15 protein-coding genes and 2 tRNA genes are annotated in these 21,182 nt (G+C 42.3%); 14 read left to right on the top strand and 3 right to left on the bottom strand.

Features of this window, described 5'->3' with window-relative positions; genetic code table 11:
- The first annotated feature begins 1 nt into the window (after position 1).
- Both HXT41_RS05345 and valS read left to right on the top strand, forming a co-directional pair.
- Positions 2-1,489: an ABC transporter substrate-binding protein gene (locus HXT41_RS05345; RefSeq protein ID WP_102703325.1), complete on the top strand. Its 1,488-nt coding sequence runs from the start codon at positions 2-4 to the stop codon at positions 1,487-1,489.
- Between the two features lie 48 nt (positions 1,490-1,537).
- Complete coding sequence (gene valS / locus HXT41_RS05350; RefSeq protein ID WP_285089441.1) at positions 1,538-4,315, top strand: valine--tRNA ligase; 2,778 nt, start codon at positions 1,538-1,540, stop codon at positions 4,313-4,315.
- Positions 4,316-4,410: 95 nt separating this feature from the next.
- On the opposite strand, the gene HXT41_RS05355 is transcribed toward valS, so the two are convergent.
- Together HXT41_RS05355 and relB are read right to left on the bottom strand one after the other, a co-directional pair.
- Positions 4,411-4,677, bottom strand: coding sequence for a type II toxin-antitoxin system RelE family toxin (locus tag HXT41_RS05355; protein ID WP_288231012.1), 267 nt, complete (start codon positions 4,675-4,677; stop codon positions 4,411-4,413).
- The gene (gene relB, locus HXT41_RS05360) at positions 4,661-4,897 is read right to left on the bottom strand and encodes a type II toxin-antitoxin system RelB family antitoxin (RefSeq protein ID WP_116773836.1); all 237 of its coding nucleotides are present in this window, start codon (positions 4,895-4,897) and stop codon (positions 4,661-4,663) included. Before relB ends, HXT41_RS05355 begins: the two co-directional genes overlap by 17 nt.
- Positions 4,898-5,009: 112 nt before the next feature.
- On the opposite strand from relB, the gene argS reads away from it, so the two are divergent.
- Together argS and brnQ are read left to right on the top strand one after the other, a co-directional pair.
- Complete coding sequence (gene argS / locus HXT41_RS05365; RefSeq protein WP_012913790.1) at positions 5,010-6,806, top strand: arginine--tRNA ligase; 1,797 nt, start codon at positions 5,010-5,012, stop codon at positions 6,804-6,806.
- A 257-nt stretch (positions 6,807-7,063) separates the two neighbouring features.
- A complete protein-coding gene (brnQ, locus tag HXT41_RS05370) occupies positions 7,064-8,620 on the top strand; it encodes a branched-chain amino acid transport system II carrier protein (RefSeq protein ID WP_100066718.1) in 1,557 nt (518 codons plus the stop codon).
- Positions 8,621-8,733: 113 nt separating this feature from the next.
- On the opposite strand, the gene HXT41_RS05375 is transcribed toward brnQ, so the two are convergent.
- Entirely contained in the window at positions 8,734-9,081 is a 348-nt protein-coding gene (locus HXT41_RS05375) for a phenylpyruvate tautomerase MIF-related protein (protein ID WP_004574134.1), read from the bottom strand.
- A gap of 84 nt (positions 9,082-9,165) precedes the next feature.
- Here HXT41_RS05375 and HXT41_RS05380 point away from each other — a divergent pair, with 84 nt between their 5' ends.
- From HXT41_RS05380 to HXT41_RS05425, 10 genes are all read left to right on the top strand, one after another.
- Entirely contained in the window at positions 9,166-9,672 is a 507-nt protein-coding gene (locus HXT41_RS05380) for a GtrA family protein (RefSeq protein ID WP_033888629.1), read from the top strand.
- Positions 9,673-9,706: 34 nt separating this feature from the next.
- Positions 9,707-10,399, top strand: coding sequence for a histidine phosphatase family protein (locus tag HXT41_RS05385; protein ID WP_004109791.1), 693 nt, complete (start codon positions 9,707-9,709; stop codon positions 10,397-10,399).
- 28 nt (positions 10,400-10,427) lie between these two features.
- A complete protein-coding gene (locus HXT41_RS05390; protein ID WP_102155478.1) occupies positions 10,428-11,396 on the top strand; it encodes a hypothetical protein in 969 nt (322 codons plus the stop codon).
- Between the two features lie 56 nt (positions 11,397-11,452).
- Positions 11,453-13,015 carry a glutamate--tRNA ligase gene (gene gltX, locus HXT41_RS05395; RefSeq protein WP_100066719.1) on the top strand — a complete coding sequence of 521 codons (1,563 nt, stop codon included), beginning with the start codon at positions 11,453-11,455 and terminating at the stop codon, positions 13,013-13,015.
- Between the two features lie 185 nt (positions 13,016-13,200).
- Positions 13,201-13,273, top strand: a tRNA-Glu gene (locus HXT41_RS05400).
- 40 nt (positions 13,274-13,313) lie between these two features.
- Positions 13,314-13,385: transfer RNA gene (locus HXT41_RS05405), tRNA-Gln, on the top strand.
- Positions 13,386-13,916: 531 nt separating this feature from the next.
- Positions 13,917-15,209 (top strand): metallophosphoesterase, encoded by a 1,293-nt coding sequence (locus HXT41_RS05410; RefSeq protein WP_004109786.1) that lies wholly within the window; start codon positions 13,917-13,919, stop codon positions 15,207-15,209.
- A gap of 91 nt (positions 15,210-15,300) precedes the next feature.
- Positions 15,301-16,662, top strand: a complete 1,362-nt coding sequence (murA, locus tag HXT41_RS05415) for a UDP-N-acetylglucosamine 1-carboxyvinyltransferase (RefSeq protein WP_421788622.1) — start codon at positions 15,301-15,303, stop codon at positions 16,660-16,662.
- A 190-nt stretch (positions 16,663-16,852) separates the two neighbouring features.
- Positions 16,853-18,766 carry a serine/threonine protein kinase gene (locus tag HXT41_RS05420; protein ID WP_410310955.1) on the top strand — a complete coding sequence of 638 codons (1,914 nt, stop codon included), beginning with the start codon at positions 16,853-16,855 and terminating at the stop codon, positions 18,764-18,766.
- 35 nt (positions 18,767-18,801) lie between these two features.
- Positions 18,802-21,135 (top strand): hypothetical protein, encoded by a 2,334-nt coding sequence (locus tag HXT41_RS05425; RefSeq protein ID WP_064621460.1) that lies wholly within the window; start codon positions 18,802-18,804, stop codon positions 21,133-21,135.
- Positions 21,136-21,182 lie beyond the last annotated feature (47 nt).

A 21,182-nucleotide genomic window follows, 5' to 3' on the forward strand; every position in this document is an offset into this window, starting at 1 on the left:
TGTGGTTGTGTCTGTAATAATGAGCGGCATTTTGTGGTGTGGATGGCAAATGTACCAGGGTCATTCGCCTTTTGCTGCAATAATGCATCCAGCTAGTAACTCAGTGCTAAAAGTTGGTCTACGTACTGCTCCTGAATCTCTTGATATTAGAAACGACGACAGTGACGCTTTACAGCAAGCTTTAATTGGTAATGTTTACGAAACTCTTGTTAAACGTGGCGATGATAATAGTTTGCAACCAGGTCTCGCGAAGTCATGGGATATTTCGAAAGACGGCTTAACATATCGTTTTAATTTGCGTCAAGGTGTGCATTTCTCTAACGGTAGTGAGATGACTTCAAATTCCGTATTACAATCTTTGAAACAAGGCATCACAAATAATTATCCTGGTTATAGTGCACTTACAAATATTAAAACTGTTAATAATCCGGATGATTACACTTTAGTAATTACACTTAATAATCCAGATGCTTTACTTCTACGTCGTCTTGCTGGACGTGTTGGCATTGTCTATGACACAAAATCGATGATCGACTATGCAAGTGCTGCTCTTGGCACAGGTCCTTTCACTGTAAGTGACTACAATAAAGGCAATTCTTTAGTATTACTTCGCAACGATAAATATTGGGGAACCCCTGCTTCTTGTGCAAGTATTACTTTGCAATATTTCAATAGCGATACTGCTCTAGCTGAGGCAATGGAAAAGGGCAATATTCAAATGGCAGTTCCGCTTGAAGGTAACGAAAATAAGCGTCTTGCTGCTGTTGCTAATACGCAAATGGTAGAGGGTCAGAGCACAAGAGTGCGATTTATTGCAATAAATACAACAGTTTCGTCGATTTTCTGCGATGAGCAGGCTCGTAAAGCTGCGAGATACGCTTTGAATGCGCAAACTGTACTTGCAGCTGATGGCAATGGTGGTGTTCCAGTAGGAGGACCTATTGACCCTCTTTCAACTGGTTATGAAGATTTAAATGGATTGTATCCTTATAATCCAGGCAAAGCTGCTCCTTTGTTCCATTACTTTAGCGCAAGCTATTTAGGAACTATTAATTTTCTTGTTCCACAGGGCGAAGGTGGAGTTGGGGGCGAGCTTTCAAAACAGATTAGTTCCGTGAGCGGTTTTAAGGTCAATCTTGAAGAAGTTGATCAACAAACTATGCGTAAGCGTATTAGTGAAGGTAAGTATGATCTTGCGCTTACTACGAGCAATCGTACTTTAGATGAAGGCATGTTTGCAGAAAGCGGTTCTCCGTTCGTTTTGCAAGACGCGCGTGCTCAACAAGCTTGGACCGATGCGGTTCATTCTAAGAATGCAAACGAATATGAGGCAAATGCTCGTGCATATGCGCGCGAAGTAAGCAATAATGCTGCAGCTCACTGGTTATATGCTCGAAAGAGCATTATGGCTGTAAAGTCTAATGTAAGCGGCTATACGAAAAATATGACGGATCAGCTTCTGCCATTGCAGAGCATAGTGGTGAAATAGAAAAGCGTAAGATTTGCGTTGTCGCGCTGAGTTTCTAATATTCAGTTCATGAGTGAACAGGATAATAACGCAGTAAAACACGCACATTTAACACCATTGCCTAACAAGGTTGGTGTTGATGGTCTTGAAGACAAGTGGCGTAGTAATTGGGACGAAGCTAAGACTTACGCATTCCATAATTCTCGCGACCGTAAGGCCGTATATTCTATCGATACTCCACCTCCAACCGTTAGTGGTCACTTGCACGTAGGTCACGTATTCTCTTACACGCATACGGATGTCATTGCGCGATATAAGCGCATGCAAGGCTTTGACGTGTTCTACCCAATGGGTTGGGACGATAACGGCTTGCCAACAGAGCGCCGAGTACAAAATTATTACGGCGTTAGAGTGGATACTTCGTTGAAGTATGACCCTGATTTTAAGCCGCCTTTTGAAGGTACTGAAGGTAAGAAGATTGAGGCAAAAGATCAGGTTCCTGTAAGCCGACAGAACTTTATTGAACTTTGCGAACGCTTAACTTCTCAGGACGAGAAGCTTTTTGAAGCTTTGTGGCGTAGGCTTGGTCTTTCTGTGGACTGGTCGCAAACTTACCACACTATTGGTGAGCAGCCTCGCCGAGTTGCACAAAAAGCATTCTTGCGCAATCTTGCTCGCGGAGAAGCGTATCAGAAAGATGCTCCAGGTTTGTGGGATGTTACATTCCAGACTGCTGTTGCTCAGGCTGAGCTTGAATCGCGCGAATATCCTGGTTTCTACCATAAGATTGCGTTCCGTTTTGAAGATGGTACGCCAATTTATATTGAAACTACGCGCCCAGAATTGCTTGCTGCATGCACCTCTTTGATTGCAAATCCAGAAGATGAGCGTTATAAGAAGTACTTTGGTCAGGAAGTTTATTCTCCACTGTTTAAGGTGAAAGTTCCAATTTTGGCGCATTCTGCTGCTCAAATGGACAAGGGTGCAGGCATTGCAATGTGCTGCACTTTCGGTGATGTAACCGACGTTGAGTGGTGGCGTGACTTGAATCTTCCAACTCGACCAATCATTCAGCGCAACGGCCGCATTGTAATGACCACTCCTGATTGGATTACGGACGAGTCCGGCCGCGAAATGTTCGAGAAAATTGCTGGTAAAACCACTTTCTCTGCTCGTAAGGAAATTGTTGAAGCTTTGCAAGCAGCTGGAGATATGGAAGGCGAACCAAAGCCAACAAAGCGTATGACGAACTTCTACGAAAAGGGTGATAAGCCTTTGGAAATCGTCACTTCTCGTCAGTGGTACTTAAAGAACGGTGGCACGGACGAAAAGTTGAATGCTGAGCTTATTGAGCGCGGCAAGGAGCTTAATTTCCACCCAGACTTTATGCGCGTGCGCTACGAGAATTGGGTTCATGGATTGAATGGTGACTGGCTTATTTCTCGCCAGCGCTTCTTCGGCGTGCCATTCCCACTTTGGTATCCAGTAAACGAAAATGGGGAAGTGGATTACGAGCATCCTTTGACTCCTAGCGAAGACCGTTTGCCAATCGACCCAACTATCGATGTTCCAGAAGGATTCGACGAATCTCAGCGCGACCAGCCAAACGGCTTTACTGCTGAGCAAGACATTATGGACACTTGGGCAACATCTTCCTTAACTCCGCAAATTGTGACCCGTTGGGAAGAGCCTGGTGAGGAAAATCAAGCTTTGTTTAAGGCTACTTTCCCAATGGATTTGCGTCCACAAGGTCAGGATATTATTCGTACTTGGCTGTTTAGTACGGTTGATCGTGCGCATCTTGAAAACGGCTGCTTGCCTTGGAAGCATGCTGCGCTTTCTGGTTGGATTCTTGATCCTGACCATAAGAAGATGTCTAAATCTAAGGGCAATGTGGTTGTGCCAAATAAACCAATCGAAGAGTTTGGCGCGGATGCTGTGCGCTACTGGGCAACTTCTGCAAAACTTGGCTTGGATGCAACTTACGACGAAGGTCAAATGAAGATTGGTCGACGTTTAGCGATTAAGCTTTTGAATGCTACGAAGTTTGCGCTCGCAATTGGTCGCGAAGATGATGAACATCAGGTTCTTGAGCCTGCCAGCGCGGATTGGGATTTTGCAGACGTTACGGAAGTTTTGGATCGCTCTGTTATGGCAAAGCTCGCATCCGTTATTCGTACCGCAACTGATGCGCTTGAATCTTACGAGCATTCCAAGGCTTTGGAAGCAATCGAAACATTCTTCTGGGAGTTCTGCGACGATTACATTGAGCTTGCAAAGAATCGTGCTTATGGTACTGCAGAATCAACTGGACGCACTCCAAGTGAAGCTGCTGTGAAGTCTGCTCGTACAACTCTTGGTCTTGCACTCGACGCTTTGGCTCGCTTGCTTGCTCCTTACTTGCCTTACGCTACTGAAGAAGTGTGGAGCTGGATGCATGACGGCGAAGGATCCGTGCATCGTGCTAGCTGGCCATGCGCTAAGGCGTATGAGGCTGCTGCAAACGGAGTTTCTGCAGACACTTTGGCTTACGCGGGTGAAGCTTTGGCTGCTTTGCGCAAGATTAAGTCTGAAGCAAAAGTTTCTATGAAGACTCCTATTTTGCAAGTAACTTTGAACGTTGCAGAAAACGCTTACAAGGCTGTTGAGGAGACTTTGGATGACGTTGCTGAAGCTGGTCGCGTTACTGGAGAAGTAAAGCTTAACGCTGTTAAGGCTGCAGTTGCTGGAGATTCTTCTGCTTCTGAATCTGAATCTGCTTCTGATTCTGCAGAATCTGATGCAGCTAACGTAAACGTTTCAGTTGCTCAAAGCGAACTCGGCGAAGCTCCTGCAAAAAAGAAGTAGTTGCAAGTAATCGAAAATAATGAATCGCAAAACAAAAGCGCTGGAAGTCAATCTTCGACTCCAGCGCTTTTTGTGTATTTAAAAACTAAGCATAATCACTTATTATAAATCCTGCTGCGATGGTCAATATCCACAACAAAAACGGTCAGTACATTATTTTCAATTGCACAAATTATTCTGTAATCCCTTACTCTATATCTCCAAAATCCCGAATAGTTGCCAGTTAGTGCCTTGTCTCTGATTCGAGGATTGTCGAGATTGCTAATTTCGCGAAGCTCCTTAACGATTTGCTTAGCAATCGTTTTGTCAATTTTCCCTAGCTGTTTTTCAGCTCTTTTAGATAAATTAATCTTCCAAATCAAGGCGCTTCACCACGTCGGCGAGTGGGGATGTTTCTAATTCTCCACGTTTGTATGCTTCAATATCTGCCATTAGACCATATTCATGTTCAAGTTCATCAATTTGAGCTTCTAGTGCTTGATTCATGTAAAATGAACGGGTGCGGTGAGTGGTTTTAGCGAGCCGATCATAACGATCTAAAACGTTAGAGGGTACTCTTAATCCTGTAATTGTTGCGACCATTTTTAATCTCCAATGTAAAACATGTAAAACATATATTACCTTACACTCAGAATAATGCAATCCAATGAGTTGTAATCGCGAAGCATCGCGCGGTAACGCTAGACTGTAAACCATGAATCCAGAAAGCTTAAGTGAATTAATTGAAAAAATTGCTAAAGATTTAGTAGCAAGTGGTAAAGCTGGCAATCTAACAGAAGATTTGATTCCTGCTGCCGAAAAACTTGCAGTTATGCGACCAAAAGATCGTGCACACGGCGATTGGGCTACGAACGTTGCTATGCAACTCGCTAAAAAAGCTGGTATGAAGCCTCGCGATTTAGCAGAACTTTTTGCTGAGCGTTTGCAAGAAGCGGAAGGTATTGCGCGCGTAGAAGTGGCAGGTCCTGGTTTTATTAACATAACGCTTGATTCTGCTTCTGCGGCGGCGGTCGTAGACGAAGTCTTAAAGCAGGGTGCGGCTTTTGGCAAGAATACGCATTTGAGCGGCAAAACTTTGAATCTTGAGTTTGTATCCGCAAACCCAACTGGTCCAATCCACATTGGTGGAACTCGCTGGGCTGCAGTTGGCGATTCTATGGCTCGAGTTTTGGAAGCGAACGGCGCAAAAGTTGTGCGCGAATACTACTTCAACGATCACGGTGAGCAAATCAACCGTTTTGCAAAGTCTTTAGTTGCTGCAGCTCATGGCGAAGAAACGCCTGCAGACGGCTACAAAGGCGCGTATATTAACGAAATTGCGGACTCTGTTATAAAAGAAGCGAATGCGGACGGCGTTGATGTTCTTTCATTGCCGCGAATTGATCTTGGAAAAGACGAGGAAGGATTGCCTCTTGGCGAAGGCGATTCCGAGCAGCGCGAAGAGTTCCGCAAGCGCGCAGTTCCAATGATGTTTGCGGAAATTCGTAAGTCTATGCGCGATTTTCGTGTTAGTTTCGACGTGTGGTTCCACGAAAACAGCCTGTACGAGGATGGCGAAGTTGAGCGCGCTATTGCAGACTTGCGTGAGCGTGGAGATATTTTCGAAAAAGACGGCGCAACTTGGTTTGAATCCACTAAGCATGGCGACGACAAGGATCGCGTAATTATTAAGTCCGACGGAAACTACGCTTACTTTGCTGCTGATATTGCGTACTATCGCAACAAGCGTCACCGCGAGCAGAATCCTGCAGACGTAGCAATCTACATGCTCGGCGCGGATCATCACGGATATATTGGCCGAATGATGGCAATGTGCGCGGCTTTTGGCGACAAGCCGGGCGAAAACATGCAGATTCTTATTGGTCAGCTTGTAAACGTTATGAAGGACGGAAAACCTGTGCGCATGAGCAAGCGTGCTGGAAACGTTATTACGATTGACGATTTAGTTGATGCAATTGGCGTTGACGCTTCGCGCTACTCGCTTGCTCGCACCGACTACAACACAAGCGTTGATATTGATTTGGATTTGCTTGCTTCTCACAGCAACGATAATCCTGTGTACTACGTGCAATACGCTCACGCACGCAGCTGCAATGTGGCTCGCAATGCGGCTGACGCTGGAATTACGCAAGATGGCGCTGATTTAAGCTTGCTTAATACCGAGACTGACGGCGAAGTGTTGGCTGCTTTGGCTCAATGGCCTGCTGCTTTGGCTCAAGCTGGCGATTTGCGCGCTCCTCACAGAGTTGCGCATTACCTTGAGGATTTGGCAGCAAGTTACCACAAGTGGTACAACCTTGAGCGTGTTGTACCAATGGAGTTAACTGACCCTGAAAATCGTTTGCCAGAAGCCGAGCGTGAAGCTCAGCGCATTGCAAAGTGCCCAGAGCCAGCTCGTGCTGCAGCTCGCTTAAAGCTTAACGCTGCTGTGCGCACAGTTATTGCAACTGGTCTTGATTTGCTTGGAGTTTCTGCTCCAGAAAAGATGTGATTTTGCTTATTTTATATAAGATTTAGAGCAAAGCTATAGAGCATTTTTGATTACATAGGACGTTGGTAGCTTGCCAGCGTCCTTTTTTATTTTTTATTAGAGACACGCACGAATTATAAGTTTCTATCGATTAAGTACATGCAATTTATTAATATACCCTCTAATATTATTTTTGCTTTAAATCCACAAAATTACAAAGTAAGAGATTTAGCTGAATAGTATGTAAATACAAATTTATCCTTATGGGAGGTGTAAGCATGAGCGTCACAACACAAAGTGTCAGCACAGATAGTGCCCCGAAAAAAAGGAACTTGACCATTATTGAGTCCGCGTACGTGGCGGTCATGTTGTTTGGTATGTTCTTTGGCGCAGGAAACCTGATTTTCCCTGTGTTCCTTGGAGCTAATGCAGGAACTAATTTCGTGCCTGCAACAATTGGCTTTATTGTTACTGGCGTTGGTTTGCCATTGCTTGGTGTTACGGCTCTTGCAATGAGTCGTGCAAACGGTCTTTTTGAACTTTCTAGTAAGCCGAGCAGAAAATACGGCATGTTCTTTACTTGTGTGCTGTATTTAACAATCGGACCATTCTTTGCAATTCCTCGTTGCGCAACAACTTCGTACACTGTTGGTTTGGAGCGCGTTATTCCACAAGACGGAAACGGTCAATTGTATTTGTTCTTGTTCTCTGTGGTTTTCTTCGCGTTAGCATTCTTCTTTGCTATGAAGCCTAGCGGAATACTTACATGGGTTGGTAAAGTTCTTACGCCGATATTCCTGGTTTTCTTAGGTATTCTGGTATTTACTGCACTGTTTTCTCCTGTAAGCGGCGCTTCTGCGGATGCTGCTCCTATAGGGAAGTATGTTAATGAATCATTCTTTACAGGATTCTTAGATGGCTACAATACAATGGATGCTTTAGCTAGCTTGGCTTTTGGCATTATAGTTGTTAGTACTATTCGATCCTTTGGCGTAAAAGACCCTAAAGATGTGGCAGTGAATACTGTGCGATCTGGATTCTTTAGCTGCTTGCTTATGGCGTTGATTTACGTCGCAATTGTTGTTGTCGGTGTGCGTAGCCGTGCACTGTTTAAGCCTGCTGAAAACGGTGGCGTAACTTTGGCGCAAGTTGCACGCTACCATCTTGGAAACGTTGGTTTGCTTGTTCTTGCTGCAACTGTTACTCTTGCATGCTTAAAGACGGCAGTTGGTTTAATTGTAAGCTGCTCGGAAACCTTCTCTAAGTTATTCCCTAAGGGTCCTAGCTATCGCGTTTGGTCTGTGTTGATTACGCTTGTTTCGTTTGGCCTTGCAAACTTTGGTTTGAGCACAATCATCGAATATGCAGTTCCAGTATTGATGTTCTTGTATCCACTGTCAATCGTATTGATTCTTTTGGCTTTGTGCGGTCGACTTTTTGGAAATTCCAAAGTCGTGTACGCTTGGACGCTTGGTTTTACTGGTGTTGCAGCGGTATATGATTTTTTGAATAGTTTGCCACAAGCTTTACGCAGTGCATTGCATATGAACGATATGTTGGTGGTTGTTCAAAACTGGCTACCGTTCTCAGAATTTGGCATGGCGTGGGTTTGCCCTGCTGTTGTTGGATTTGTTGTTGGTTATGTCCGCATGGTTTTATTTGAAAACAAGGACATGGAAGAGGTGGCTCGTCTAGCTGCTGGTCCAGATCTTGAAGGCAGTGTTGCTAGCGACGATTATTATTCTTCAAGCGATGCTGAGTTTAACGAGCCTGCTGACTTCGCTGTATCCGCTAAATCTACTGTTGACGAACCTAATTTTAGTGAGCAATCCTAAAGTTTTGTAGCGTCGCGTAGACGTCATAATAATCGCCATATTTTGATGCGTATTTTACGTAACAAGATATGGCGATTTTATGCGACTTGCTAATTGAGGCTTGCGACTTGCGCCTAGAAGTTGCCGCCGTTCCAACCCCAGTCAGTAGTTGCAGTGTAACGAATATAAGTGCGATCCTGTGGAATCCCAAGCTCTCGCTCTAAAGCTGCCATAATCTGCTCAGTTAACTTTTCCCAAGCAGACCCTGGCACGCTGGAACCAAACACGTTCACCTCAACGTAAGCTGCAGGCTTAGTATTGTCTCCTGCAAAATAAATCGGCATATTGTCCTCGAATGGGCACATGAGCCAATGCTCGCTTTTTCCTGGAACTGCGCTAATTGCTTTGCCATAAGCAGCTTTTAATGCGTCGCGCTGGGCAGGTGTTGTGCTTACAGAAACATGAGTATGAATAACTGGCATAATCGCTCCTTTGCTAAATTTGGTAAGCTTTATTACGTAACAATTATATGTTATTTGTTAGCAGCCGCGTGTTTAATGGATATTATGAAAAAGCTTATTGAACAGGTTGTAAAGTTTGGAATTGTTGGCATTATTGCCCTTATTATTGACGTTGCGTTACTCAATTTATTAATGCTTGCGCACTTAAATAATGTGGTTGCGGGTACGATTTCTTTCGTAATCTCACTTATCTTCAACTATATTGCCAGTATGAAATACGTCTTTAAACATCGTGAAGATATGGCAAAGTGGATGGAGCTTCTGATTTTTGTTATTTCCGCAGTTATAGGTTTGCTTATAAACGATTTGATTATTTGGGCTAGTACGTTAGGAATGGTTGAAAGCTTACGCGGATCTGCAGTATACGTTTTGCGCACAAATATAGGAAAACTTGTAGCTACTGTTGTTGTTGCTGTGTGGAATTTTGTTATACGAAAGTGGCTGCTCGATGATACTAAATCTCAACAGCCTGGGTATGTTGCGCAAGAAGATACGAGTTTTGCTCACCGTTTGGGAATGTGGTCGCTTAATCATACAAAAAATCGCAAGTAATTGATTTAATCTTTTAAACAGAAAGTAGAACGCAATGCCAGCTACGACAATTCATTTTGTGCGTCATGGAGAAGTTGATAATCCAAATCACGTGTTGTATGAGCGTCTTTCTGGATTTCATCTTTCTGCTCGCGGAGTGAGAATGGCGCAAGCTACAGCAAAATATATTGCCACTGTTCCGCAAATGCGCGGAATTACTGCAATTTATTCGTCTCCTCTTGAGCGAACACGTGAAACAGCGCGTGAAATCGAAAATGCTTTGCGCAATATTGCAGATTCTGCCTATGTAAAAGCGCACTGTGACGAAGATTCTGCGCAATCTCAAGAAAGCGACATTATTTTAGATAAACGCTTAATTGAAGCTGGAAATAATTTCCGCGGGAAACGCATAGGTTACGGTGAAGGCGCACTGTGGAAAAACAACAATTGGAAGCTTGTTGCGAATTTGTGGAAGCCAAGTTGGGGAGAAAGCTACAGAAGTATTGCCACTAGAGTTGGCGATTTTGTGCGCGAGCAGGTTCGTAAGCATCCGGGTGAGCAAATCGTTGCAGTTACTCATGAGTCGCCAATCTGGTCTTATAGACACCTACTGGAAACCGGCCACGCTGAACATAATATGCTTCTTCGTCACACGGCTTTAGCTTCGATTACTTCTATTACTTACGATTGCGAGACTTTGCGTGTGCTTTCAATTACGTATGTTGATCCTGCTGGGCGAGTGAAGTAAGTAACATATAATGCGAAGGAGCATTGAAATGGTTAGTTCTGTTGATTCTGTCAAAGATTCTGAAGATATTAAAAATAATGAAAAAAGTATGCTAATGCTGAATGATGCAGCGCAATCTGCCGCAAAACTAACGGAATTATGGCCATTGACGGAAGCGCGACACTTAGATAACGACGCAAAATATGCGGAAAATCTTGAGGTGCGCTCAATGCGAGCAATAGCACGAATACTCACGAATCTTGATGTTACTGTGCCGGATGCTGAATTTGTGTATGAAGGTGCGGATGAAATTCCTGGACGTCCGCAAGAAATAGTAGACGCGCTACTTGCTGCCGCCGATGCTTACGACAATATGGATTCATGCTATGAGCCTAACTATGATGAAGCAGAAGAAGCAATACTAGAAAATAGTAATAATATAAATTCCATTTTTAGTAAGATTGCATCTCATTCTGCCGAAGATTCTAATGCAATAAATGCAGCAGCCGATACGTTAAATGTTGAAGGTAATTGGAGTATTAGCGATATTGACTTTGCAATTAATTATGCGAAACAAATGGTTTCTTGTTATGAAAATAAATCATTGGAAATGCAAAAAATTATTGTAGTTTTAAGCTTATTAACAAATCTAATTAAAAAAACTAACGAGATTTGCGAAACTTTACCAATCTTCTTATATATTAACGAAATATGTGAGTGTGCTGGTTTGCCGCGAATGATGTTCAAGGATGCTCAATGGCGTGAGATTGTTGATTGTGTGCGCAATTCTAGCGATAAGTGTAATTGTGATATAAGTGGCGATATAAGTGCGTTGGTCAATTTTATTTCGCCGCTGCTTATTTCAGAGTGGGGAAAGCATCGTGAAGACGTGCTGTGGGATCCTGAAGTTGCGAAGAAGCTCGCAAAAGAAGAGGATGATAGAAAGTCCCGCGAGGCTCTTGCTGCGAAGTTTGCGCACGTTGAGGGTAATAAAGAATCTACGCAGGCACTTGATTAGTTTTTAGGTTGACTTATGTTTGATGCGAATGCTGCACGTCCGTAACGCGCGGCACAATGGAACCTATGACTGATATCGAGGAAACTCAAGAAGTTGCTAATAATGCAACAAAATCCGCAAAGCCTGAACTTCCAAAGAATGTTCGCGTGCGTTTTTGCCCTTCGCCAACCGGTACACCTCACGTAGGTATGGTTCGTACCGCGCTATTTAACTGGGCGGAGGCTCGCCATACTCACGGCAAATTGCTTTTCCGTATTGAAGATACCGATAATGAGCGCGATAGTGAGGAAAGCTACCAGCAGATTATTGAGGCTCTTCGTTGGCTCAATATTGATTGGGACGAGGGCATTGATGTTGGCGGAGATAACGGACCGTATCGCCAGTCCCAGCGCATGGAAATTTATAAAGACGTAGCACAAAAGCTTTTTGAAGCAGGATACGCTTATGAATCCTTCTCTACTCCTGAAGAAATTAAGGAGCGTAATATTGCTGCTGGCCGTCCTGCTGAATTTGGTTACGATGGCTACGATCGTAATCTTACGGAAGAACAGAAGCAAGCTTTCCGCGACGAAGGTCGCAAACCTGCACTTCGCTTGAAGATGCCAAATGAAGACATTACTTTTAACGATTTAATTCGTGGTGAAATTACTTTTAAAGCCGGATCTGTTCCAGATTATGTGATTGTGCGTCCGAATGGCGATCCACTTTATACGCTTACGAACCCTGTTGATGATGCGTTAATGGATGTGAATGTGGTTTTGCGCGGTGAGGATATTTTGAGCTCCACACCTCGTCAGATTGTGCTGTACCGTTACCTTATGGAAATGGGTATTGCTAAGGAAACTCCACTTTACGGCCATATGCCTTACGTTATGGGCGAAGGTAAGAAGAAGCTTTCTAAGCGAGATCCAGAGTCCAACTTGTTCTTGCATAGGGATAACGGCTTTATTCCAGAAGGCTTGCTGAATTACTTGGCTTTGCTTGGATGGTCTATTGCGCCTGATCGTGACGTGTTCACTATGGACGAGATGGTTGAAAAGTTCGATGTGCGCGACGTTAAGGCAAATCCTGCACACTTTGACTTGGATAAAGCAATTTCGATTAACGCTGAGCATATTCGTATGCTCGATCCGCAAGATTTCTTGAACCGTTCTGTGCCTTACTTGCATAAGGATGGCGTAGTTAGTGCGGATAATTGGGATGCGTTAACTGACCGCGAGCGTGAAGTACTCACCGCTGCTGCGCCTCTTGTACAGCCTCGCGTGCGTTTGCTTGGCGAGGTCGCTGGAATGGTTGGCAGCCTGTTAAGTGAAGATGGCTACATTGCTCCAGATGACGACGCTCGTAAGCAGTTGAAGGAATCTGCAGGAGAGGTTCTTGACGCTGCGCTCGCTGCCTTGAAGGACGTTGATGCTGCTGATTGGCATACTGATTCCTTGCACGAGCTTTTGAACAAGAAGCTTGTTGAGGAAGCTGGCTACAAGCCGCGCTTGGCATTTGGCCCTGTGCGAGTTGCACTTTCTGGTCGTCGCGTTTCGCCTCCACTGTTTGAGTCCATGGAAATCGTGGGCAAAGACGTGACTTTGGCGCGTTTGGCTGGTTTACGCGAGCATTTGTAAATTACAAATAATTTATAAGCGCAAATAAAATTTGAATAAGGCGGGAGTGTGGCACTATTGCTGCATTTCCGCCTTTTTATTTGTTTTATGCTTAATATATTTTCGACACGCCGCGGTTGCAAGTATTTGCTTTATGTTGTAAAGTCGCTATTTGTTGCGTCAAGAGGCGTAGCTGATAAATGAAAGCCCCCGTCGTCTAGCGGTCTAGGACTACGCCCTCTCACGGCGCCAACACCGGTTCAAATCCGGTCGGGGGTACGAAGACGGAACGGTTCCAAGAGCCGCGAAGCTTGTCAATTGGGGTATGGTGTAATTGGCAACACAGGTGATTCTGGTTCATCCATTCTTGGTTCGAGTCCAGGTACCCCAGCGAATAGCTCTCGTAGAACGAGGGCTTTTTTGTTATCTATCTGTATTACTGCGATTTGTCTCAGCGCGCGACCTTTTCTTTACACGGCTGTAAAGTTTCTGCCGCTTGTTGGCGTGAAAGCGGCAGTTTCTTTACATACATGCTCAGTTTTTGCCGTTTACTCCCGTTTACCACGCTTGCCGCACGCTTCTTATGTAGCCTTAAAATCAAAAACCCCGGTGCGTGACCGGGGTTAGAGAAAGAAGAGAAGAAGAGAGGTTTAAGTTATTAAAGTCAAATTCAACTACTTGCTTGTAGTTTATTTCCCTTTGATGTATATATAATAACCACCTTATGCTGAGTGCAGTAATGCGATTACCTGTGAATTGTCTGTGAATTTGTAACTATTTTACTGAAATTGCACGTTTTTATCGCTTTTAGGTTATTTATTATCAGTATTTGCTTAATTTAGTATTTTTGAATGTAAATAATTTATGTAAACTTGCGCACAAAATTGAGTGAGTCGCGGCATATCTGCCGTATGCTTAAAGTATGACTGATTCTGCACAATCTGAAGCTCATGCATCTGCGGCACTTCCTTTATCTATTTCGGCTCGTTTAGGACGTTTGCAGTTCCATCTTTCTGGTAAATTCCGGGTGCTTCAGTGTGCAGATGTTCAAGATGGGTTACGTATTTCACAAGATACTATTCGACTTATTGCTTCTGCTTGCGATGCTGTGCGACCAGATCTTGTAGTTTTTACTGGAAACCAGATTGCAGGTTATGAAAGAGTATTTGCAAAAACTTTTCAGCGTAGACTCTGGCAGGAATCTTCCAATATTTCAGCTTCTGATAAGAAGCAATTGGTTGATAAGGTGCACGAATTTGTTGCTAAGTTAATGAAGCCACTAGAAGATCGCAGTATTCCGTGGGTTGTTACTTATGGGAATCATGATTTCCAGTGCGGTCTGAGTAATGAAGAGCTTGATAAGATATATCAAGATTTTCCATGTTGCATGAATCGCAGTGCTTCTAATGTATCTTCTGCAAGTGCTATGCAATCGACAAAATGTGTGTTGCCAAAGCAGATTATTTTTACATGTGAGCCTGGTACTTTTGCCTTGCCTGTTATGGATGAAAAGCATGAAAAGGTTGTTTTTTCAATAGTTTTAGTTGATTCTGGAGATTATGCTAAATCCGGCGGATATGGTAGCCCTTCTAAAAAAACTATCGAGTTTATTTCTGGTCTTTCTTCTTATTTGCCTGAGCATATTTGTGTTTTTCAGCATTTTCCATTGCCGCAATATTATCGTGTTCTTCGTGAAGTTCCGCAAGAACTTGCTGCGCGCGAACATGCTATTGAAGGGTATCGTACTTTTGCTGGTCGCTATTATGCTCTTGACGAAAAACATGTTCTGCCCGATGGGTATTTAGGTGAAGGAATCAGCTGCCCTGACGCCGATAGTGGTGAATACGCTGCTTTGCTTGATGCAGGAGCTTTTGCGCTAATTGCCGGTCACGATCACCGCAATTCTTTCGCAGCTAAAGATCCCGAGAGTAATATGCTATTTGTTGCCACTCCTACATGTGGTTTTGGATCTTACGGTCCTGAACCTGCTAAAAGAGGCGTGCGCTTGCTTGAATTTGATATTCGTCACCCGTTTGAACCGCGTACGCAAATGCTTGAATTTGGGAATCTTGTTGGCAAACCTTCTTCCAAAAAAGCCTATACTTATGCTCTTACAGCTGAGTCTGAGCATGAATTGCCAGAAGTGGATTTATTACGTAAACCATCATTACTTACTAGATTGATTCGTCGATGGCGTCAACGATCTACGCGCTAATTTAATCAGTTTTAATAGATTGCATGAGCGCGTTGGCAAATATGCCGGTATTATAGTGAATAGTGTTTTAGCGCGAACGAAAGAGGTAAATGTGTCCGCACACAATACGGCTGAACAGAACAACAATAGTGGCATTGACGCTGCAGATGTGTTGCATGTAGAAGGTGGTAAGCCGCTTAATGGCACTATTAAAGTGCGTGGCGCAAAAAACTTTGTTAGCAAGGCTATGGTTGCAGCTTTGTTGGCACCTGGCAAGTCTGTTCTAAAAAACGTTCCTGAAATTCGCGATGTTCATGTAGTTTCTGATTTGTTGCGTTTGCATGGTGTTGACGTTGAAGTTAATGGACCTGAAGGCATTGTGACAATTGATGCCACAAAAGTGCAGCTCGCAGATGTAGCTGACGTCGACACTCTTTCTGGTTCGTCTCGTATTCCAATTCTTTTCTCTGGTCCTCTTCTTCATCGTCTTGGAGAAGCGTTTATTCCTGCGCTTGGAGGATGCAATATTGGTGGCCGTCCAATTGATTTTCATCTTGAGACGTTGCGTAAACTTGGTGCAAATGTAGATAAAGATCACGAGGATGGTATTCATATTACTGCACCTAATGGCTTACATGGCACTAAAATTCATTTGCCTTATCCTTCTGTCGGCGCAACCGAACAGACTTTGCTTGCAGCGGTTCTTGCAGAAGGTCGTACAGAGCTTTCCGGAGCTGCAATTGAGCCAGAAATTATGGATTTGGTAGCCGTTTTGCAAAAGATGGGTGCGATTATTTCTGTAGATGTTGACCGTACTTTCCGTATTGAGGGAGTAAAAGAGCTTCAAGGATACACTCATACGTCATTAACTGATCGCATCGAAGCAGCTTCTTGGGCTTCTGCTGCTCTTGCAACACACGGAGATGTGTTTATTAAGGGCGCAACTCAGCCAGAAATGATGACTTTCTTAAATGTGTTCCGTAAAGTTGGCGGACAATTTGATGTTACAGATAAAGGAATTCGTTTCTGGCATCCGGGTGGGGATTTGCATCCGGTTGCTATTGAAACCGATGTACATCCTGGTTTTATGACTGATTGGCAGCAGCCTCTTGTCGTTGCGCTTACTCAAGCGAAGGGCTTGAGTATTGTGCATGAAACTGTTTATGAAAATCGTTTTGGTTTCACGAAGCCACTTGTGCAAATGGGAGCTATGATTCAGCTTTATCGTGAATGCTTAGGTTCGCTTCCTTGCAGATTCCAGCAGCGCAATTACAAGCATTCTGCAGTGATTTTCGGACCTACTCCGTTGACAGGTCAAGATATTGATGTACCTGATTTGCGCGGAGGCTTTAGCCATTTGATTGCAGCTCTTACTGCTCAAGGTCCGTCGAATGTGCGTGGAATTTCGCTAATTGATCGAGGATATGCAGATTTTAGAGGCAAACTTTTAGCATTGGGTGCTGATATCGACTGATATATTCCTCTACTTCTTCTACAAAACGTGAGTTTTGTAGGTTTATAAGCTTTTATCCACAATGCTAGAAAAAGCTTTTTTACGCATAAATTTATCGGTACAGTAGTCGCAACTGTAATTCAATTACTCAAAAAATTAACTGAAATATTTGATGAGTAGTTGGAGTTTTCAATATTGCGGAGGCGTAACGATGGTTTGTGTAGGCGGACGCTATCAGCTGCTTGGTGAGCTGGGGCGTGGTGGCACTTCAACAGTGTTTCTTGCTGTTGACACCGTTTTACACAAGCAATGGGCTGTTAAAGAAACGCTTCTGTACGGAAACGAAGAGTATCAACAGCATATTATTCAATCCTTACGCGCTGAAGCGAATGTTTTAAAGGAATGCGATCATCCAGCTATTCCGCGAATTGTTGATTTTTTTGAAGAAAATGGTAGAGCTTATGCTGTTCGCGATTATGTAAAGGGACGTTCTTTAAAATCTATTGTAGAAGAATCTGGATTGCAAAATGTTGAAACTGTTCTTGATTTAGGTATGCAACTTTGCTCAATACTTTCTTATTTACATTCGCATTATCCGCCAATTATATACGGTGATCTTAAGCCTTCTCAGGTTATGATTTCAGAAGATGGCACAGTCCGTTTGATTGATTTTGGTGCTGCAACGCAATTATATGCAAACGGGGGAGTGCTTGATTTGCGCACAATAGACCAGTGCGACGCGCGATTTGCTACTAATATTTTTACCGCTCCTGAAATTTTGAACGAAAACTCTGCAGCAACTACTTCAAGCGATGTGTATTCGATTGGAATGACATTGCGTTACGCATTATTGCCAACTGAAGTGCCTAAAACAAACGTGCAATCTGCTGTACTATTGTCTCATGAGAATCGTGAAGTAGTAGAACAATTAGTGTCTGTGCTCGCAATAGCTACAGCTACTAAACCATCTCATAGATATAAAGATTGCGACGAAATGTTTTCTGCACTGGAAGCGTGTGAGCATACAGAAAAGCATTCGCAACAATGCGACACCTCTACGAATGTATTGCGACGCAAACAATGCAAAAATAGTTTTAAGCCTAGAAAAAAGCGCTATGCAATTACGGCATTAATTGTTGTAGTACTAGTTTTTATAGTAATTTTATTCAACTGCTTAGGTTTATTTGTTGGGAATGCTTTTGTAAATCGAAATAAGCAATCTTTTGATGGTGAGCCAAGTAGTAAAAGAATTGAGGAAATACGCAAAAATAATAAAAGCTACGATTCTTACATGCAATTAGCTGAGCGCGAAAGCAATTCGGATATTGCGTGTCGCTATATTTCTCATGCAATGCAAGTGCAAAATAGTATGATCAAGAAGAAATATATAAGCAAAATATCATTTAAACCTCTCCAAATTTTATTGCAAATTCAACTTGCAGATCAGCAATGGAGTGCCAACGAAGAGCAATGTTTTGTTGGTTTGATTAATAAATACGAGCAAAACTTGCGTCCTGTAAATAAAGATTGGTTGAATATTTCTATAGAAATAGGCAAAGCGTATTGGTACTATTTTGCAGGATTTTCTGGAAAAGTTTCGCAAACAGAACGATTATCTCGTATGCGAGTAGCAAAAGTATGGTTCCAAGAGGCTCAAAAATATGAAAAAGATGCGAATAAAGCGTCTTCGCAAGCTGTAGAAACTAATTCTGATGGCATATCGCATACTGTTTCAAATCAAAAAATGTTAAGCGCGTACATCGCTATTTCTGACGCTTATGCGCAACTTGTTGATGTTTCTAAAGATTGTGCAAGCGTAGAAACGTATAAAAATTATGTGAATCAATTACAGCAGCTAATGCAAATTGTTGAGAAAGATCACGGAGACGTTTTATTTGTGGATACTGGAGAACTAGTTTTGCAATCAATTCATTCGTGGTTGCCGATGTTCCTAGAAAGCGGAGCCAGTAAACAAGAGATTCAGCAAATGTGCGACAAGGCAGAATATCTTCTTAAACAAGCGCATGCGTCAAATGATGAGGCTGTAAGTAGAAAGAAAAACGCAATCGATAGCGTCAAAAAAGTTCAAGACGAAATTAATCTAGCTTTTTTGCAAAAGAAATAAAAGAAATAAAAGGAATAATAAAAAGGAGGGAATAAATGTGTAAACAAAGAAATTTGGGGGATATGTGGTTTTTCAAGCGATTTAAATGCGGCTGCGCTCGCATTGGCGTTTATATTGGGATTATTGTATTTATTAGTGCTGCTATAGTTGTTGCATTATTGCCACTTAATTCTATTGCGTATGCAAAAAGCAGCTATAACGCAGCCAAAGGATTGCATATAGCAAATGTTTCTGTTATGACAAAACAGAAAACTGTTCGCACTCAAGGCGAGTACATGTTTACTAAACGTGCTGCTTCGCTACTTATAACTTTTGATGGATTGGACGCTTCGGAAATTAGGAACGCGCATAAAGCTACTGTTAGCGTTGGAAGATATCAAATAGTGAGTGCCAAAGTTGATTTAGCTAAGATTGAGGCGGTGTCGTCGCTAGTTAATATTCGTTATAAGATCCGACCTCGAGTATTAGGAATAGTAAGAGTTGAATTGCAAAAAGAAGGAATATACGATTTGCAAGATATCTCTATAAGACTTGCTGCTGTAACAATGCATCCTAAACGCATATGGGGAGGAGTTGACTCTAATTCTCATGTTTCAAAGCAAACTAACTATATTTCTAATGAAAGTAAACTTTCTGGCAACAAATTGCGCTCTCGTAAGCCAATATTAAGTATTCCTGATTCAGTTTTGAATGCTTCAGATTTAACAAAAGATAATTCTTATAGCAAGCGTCCAAGATATATTGTTATTGACAAAACTGTTCCTCGCTTGAGTGTTAGTTATGACAACAACGCATCGTATGAAGGCAAATATTTTCGTAATAATCGAGCTTCAAGAATATTAATACAGGATGATTCGTTCGTTTTCTCGTATTTGCTTCACGATTCTTATCCTATTGCGAAAGTTTTTGCTGATGGTAAGCAGGTTATGGTACTTACAGCTAAAAGCTTTAAAAACGATGGTGTGCATACAAACGTGTGGTATGCTGATGTTTCTTTTTCGGGGGATGCTTCTTGGGATGTTCGCTATTGTGTTGAAGATTTATCGGGTAATGCGAGTTCTTCTATCAGTAATAAATTCATTATTGATACGCTTTCGCCAACTGTTTCTATTACTGGAGTGCAACAAGGCGGAGCGTATTCTCATGCTGTAGTTCCAACATTAGTTATAAAAGATCGTTGGCTAAAACCTGCAAGCGTAACGTATTCGCTGAGAAGAATGCGATATGCTAAGGAATTGCGTTCTTTTGTGTCTAGAAAAGCTGATTCGCAAAGCGTAAGTGTGCAATACGCAGGTTTTTATAATGGAATTCAAGACGATGACGTATATCAGCTTCAGTGGAGTGCTAAAGATTTAGTAGATCATGTTATTTCTGGTAAGTTGCAATTTTCTATAAATAGAAGCGGTTCCTCATTTAGTATAGATAGTTCCACTAAAGCAATGAATCGTAAACAATTGCAAAATGCTAAAGATATTCATATTGAAGAACTCAATCCTAGCGGACTGGCAAGTCCTGCAAAAATTAGTGTTATGCAAGACGGTGTAGAGAAGATTTTATCAAAACAGGATTTTTCTGTAAACAGTCGCACAGATCGTGGCTGGCAACGATTGACTTACACTATTTTTAAACGGAATTTTGCCGATAACGCTCATTATCGTGTGCGCATTATGTCAGTAGACAAGGCAGGCAATCATTCTTGTAGCGAAAGTGCAGTTAGCAAAAAGGAAGGAATGTTGCAATTTGCACCAGCTTCCGTGCAATTTACAGTAGATAATCTTGCTCCAATCACAACAGTGTTTGATATGCAAAATAATTCTACTTATCGCACTAATAAAGAAGGAAAAATTTTACGTATTAGTGCAAAAGATAACATAGCATTGCAATATGTAACAATCGATGTTGATGGTAAAACAAATCGTATTTGGAGCGGTAAAGATGTGAATAAATCAGTTTTATCTATAAAACTAAAACCAGACGGTTTTACTCACGACGTATTAGTAAAAGCTGCAGATTATGCGGGAAATATAACAACTTTGCAATATAAAAATGTAAAAATTGTTTCTATTGCAAATAAGCTTGTAAAAAAATCTGAAGCAGATAAAAAATCTAAAAATAGCGAGAGTAAAGATGCTGATAGTTCTGATGATGGTTTAGATGATGATTCCGACAATAGCTCCGATAACGATGATTGGATAGCTCGTTCGCAAGTGAAAAAATCGGAAAAATCTTTTGAAAATGCTGATTCCTTTAAGCGAAAATCGGTAAATTATATAGAAATTGTGGCTTATATTGGCACTGGAATTATAGCAATTCTTTGTGCTGCATTAGGAATTAGCATTATTTTTAAAAAGAAAATTAGCAATCAGTAAACTATTCTAATTAGTTTTGCTAGATTTGACAGGCATTGTGCGAGAAA

The organism is Gardnerella sp. DNF01189 (assembly GCF_049244195.1).
In the GTDB taxonomy this organism is placed as follows: Bacteria; Actinomycetota; Actinomycetes; order Actinomycetales; family Bifidobacteriaceae; genus Bifidobacterium; species Bifidobacterium swidsinskii.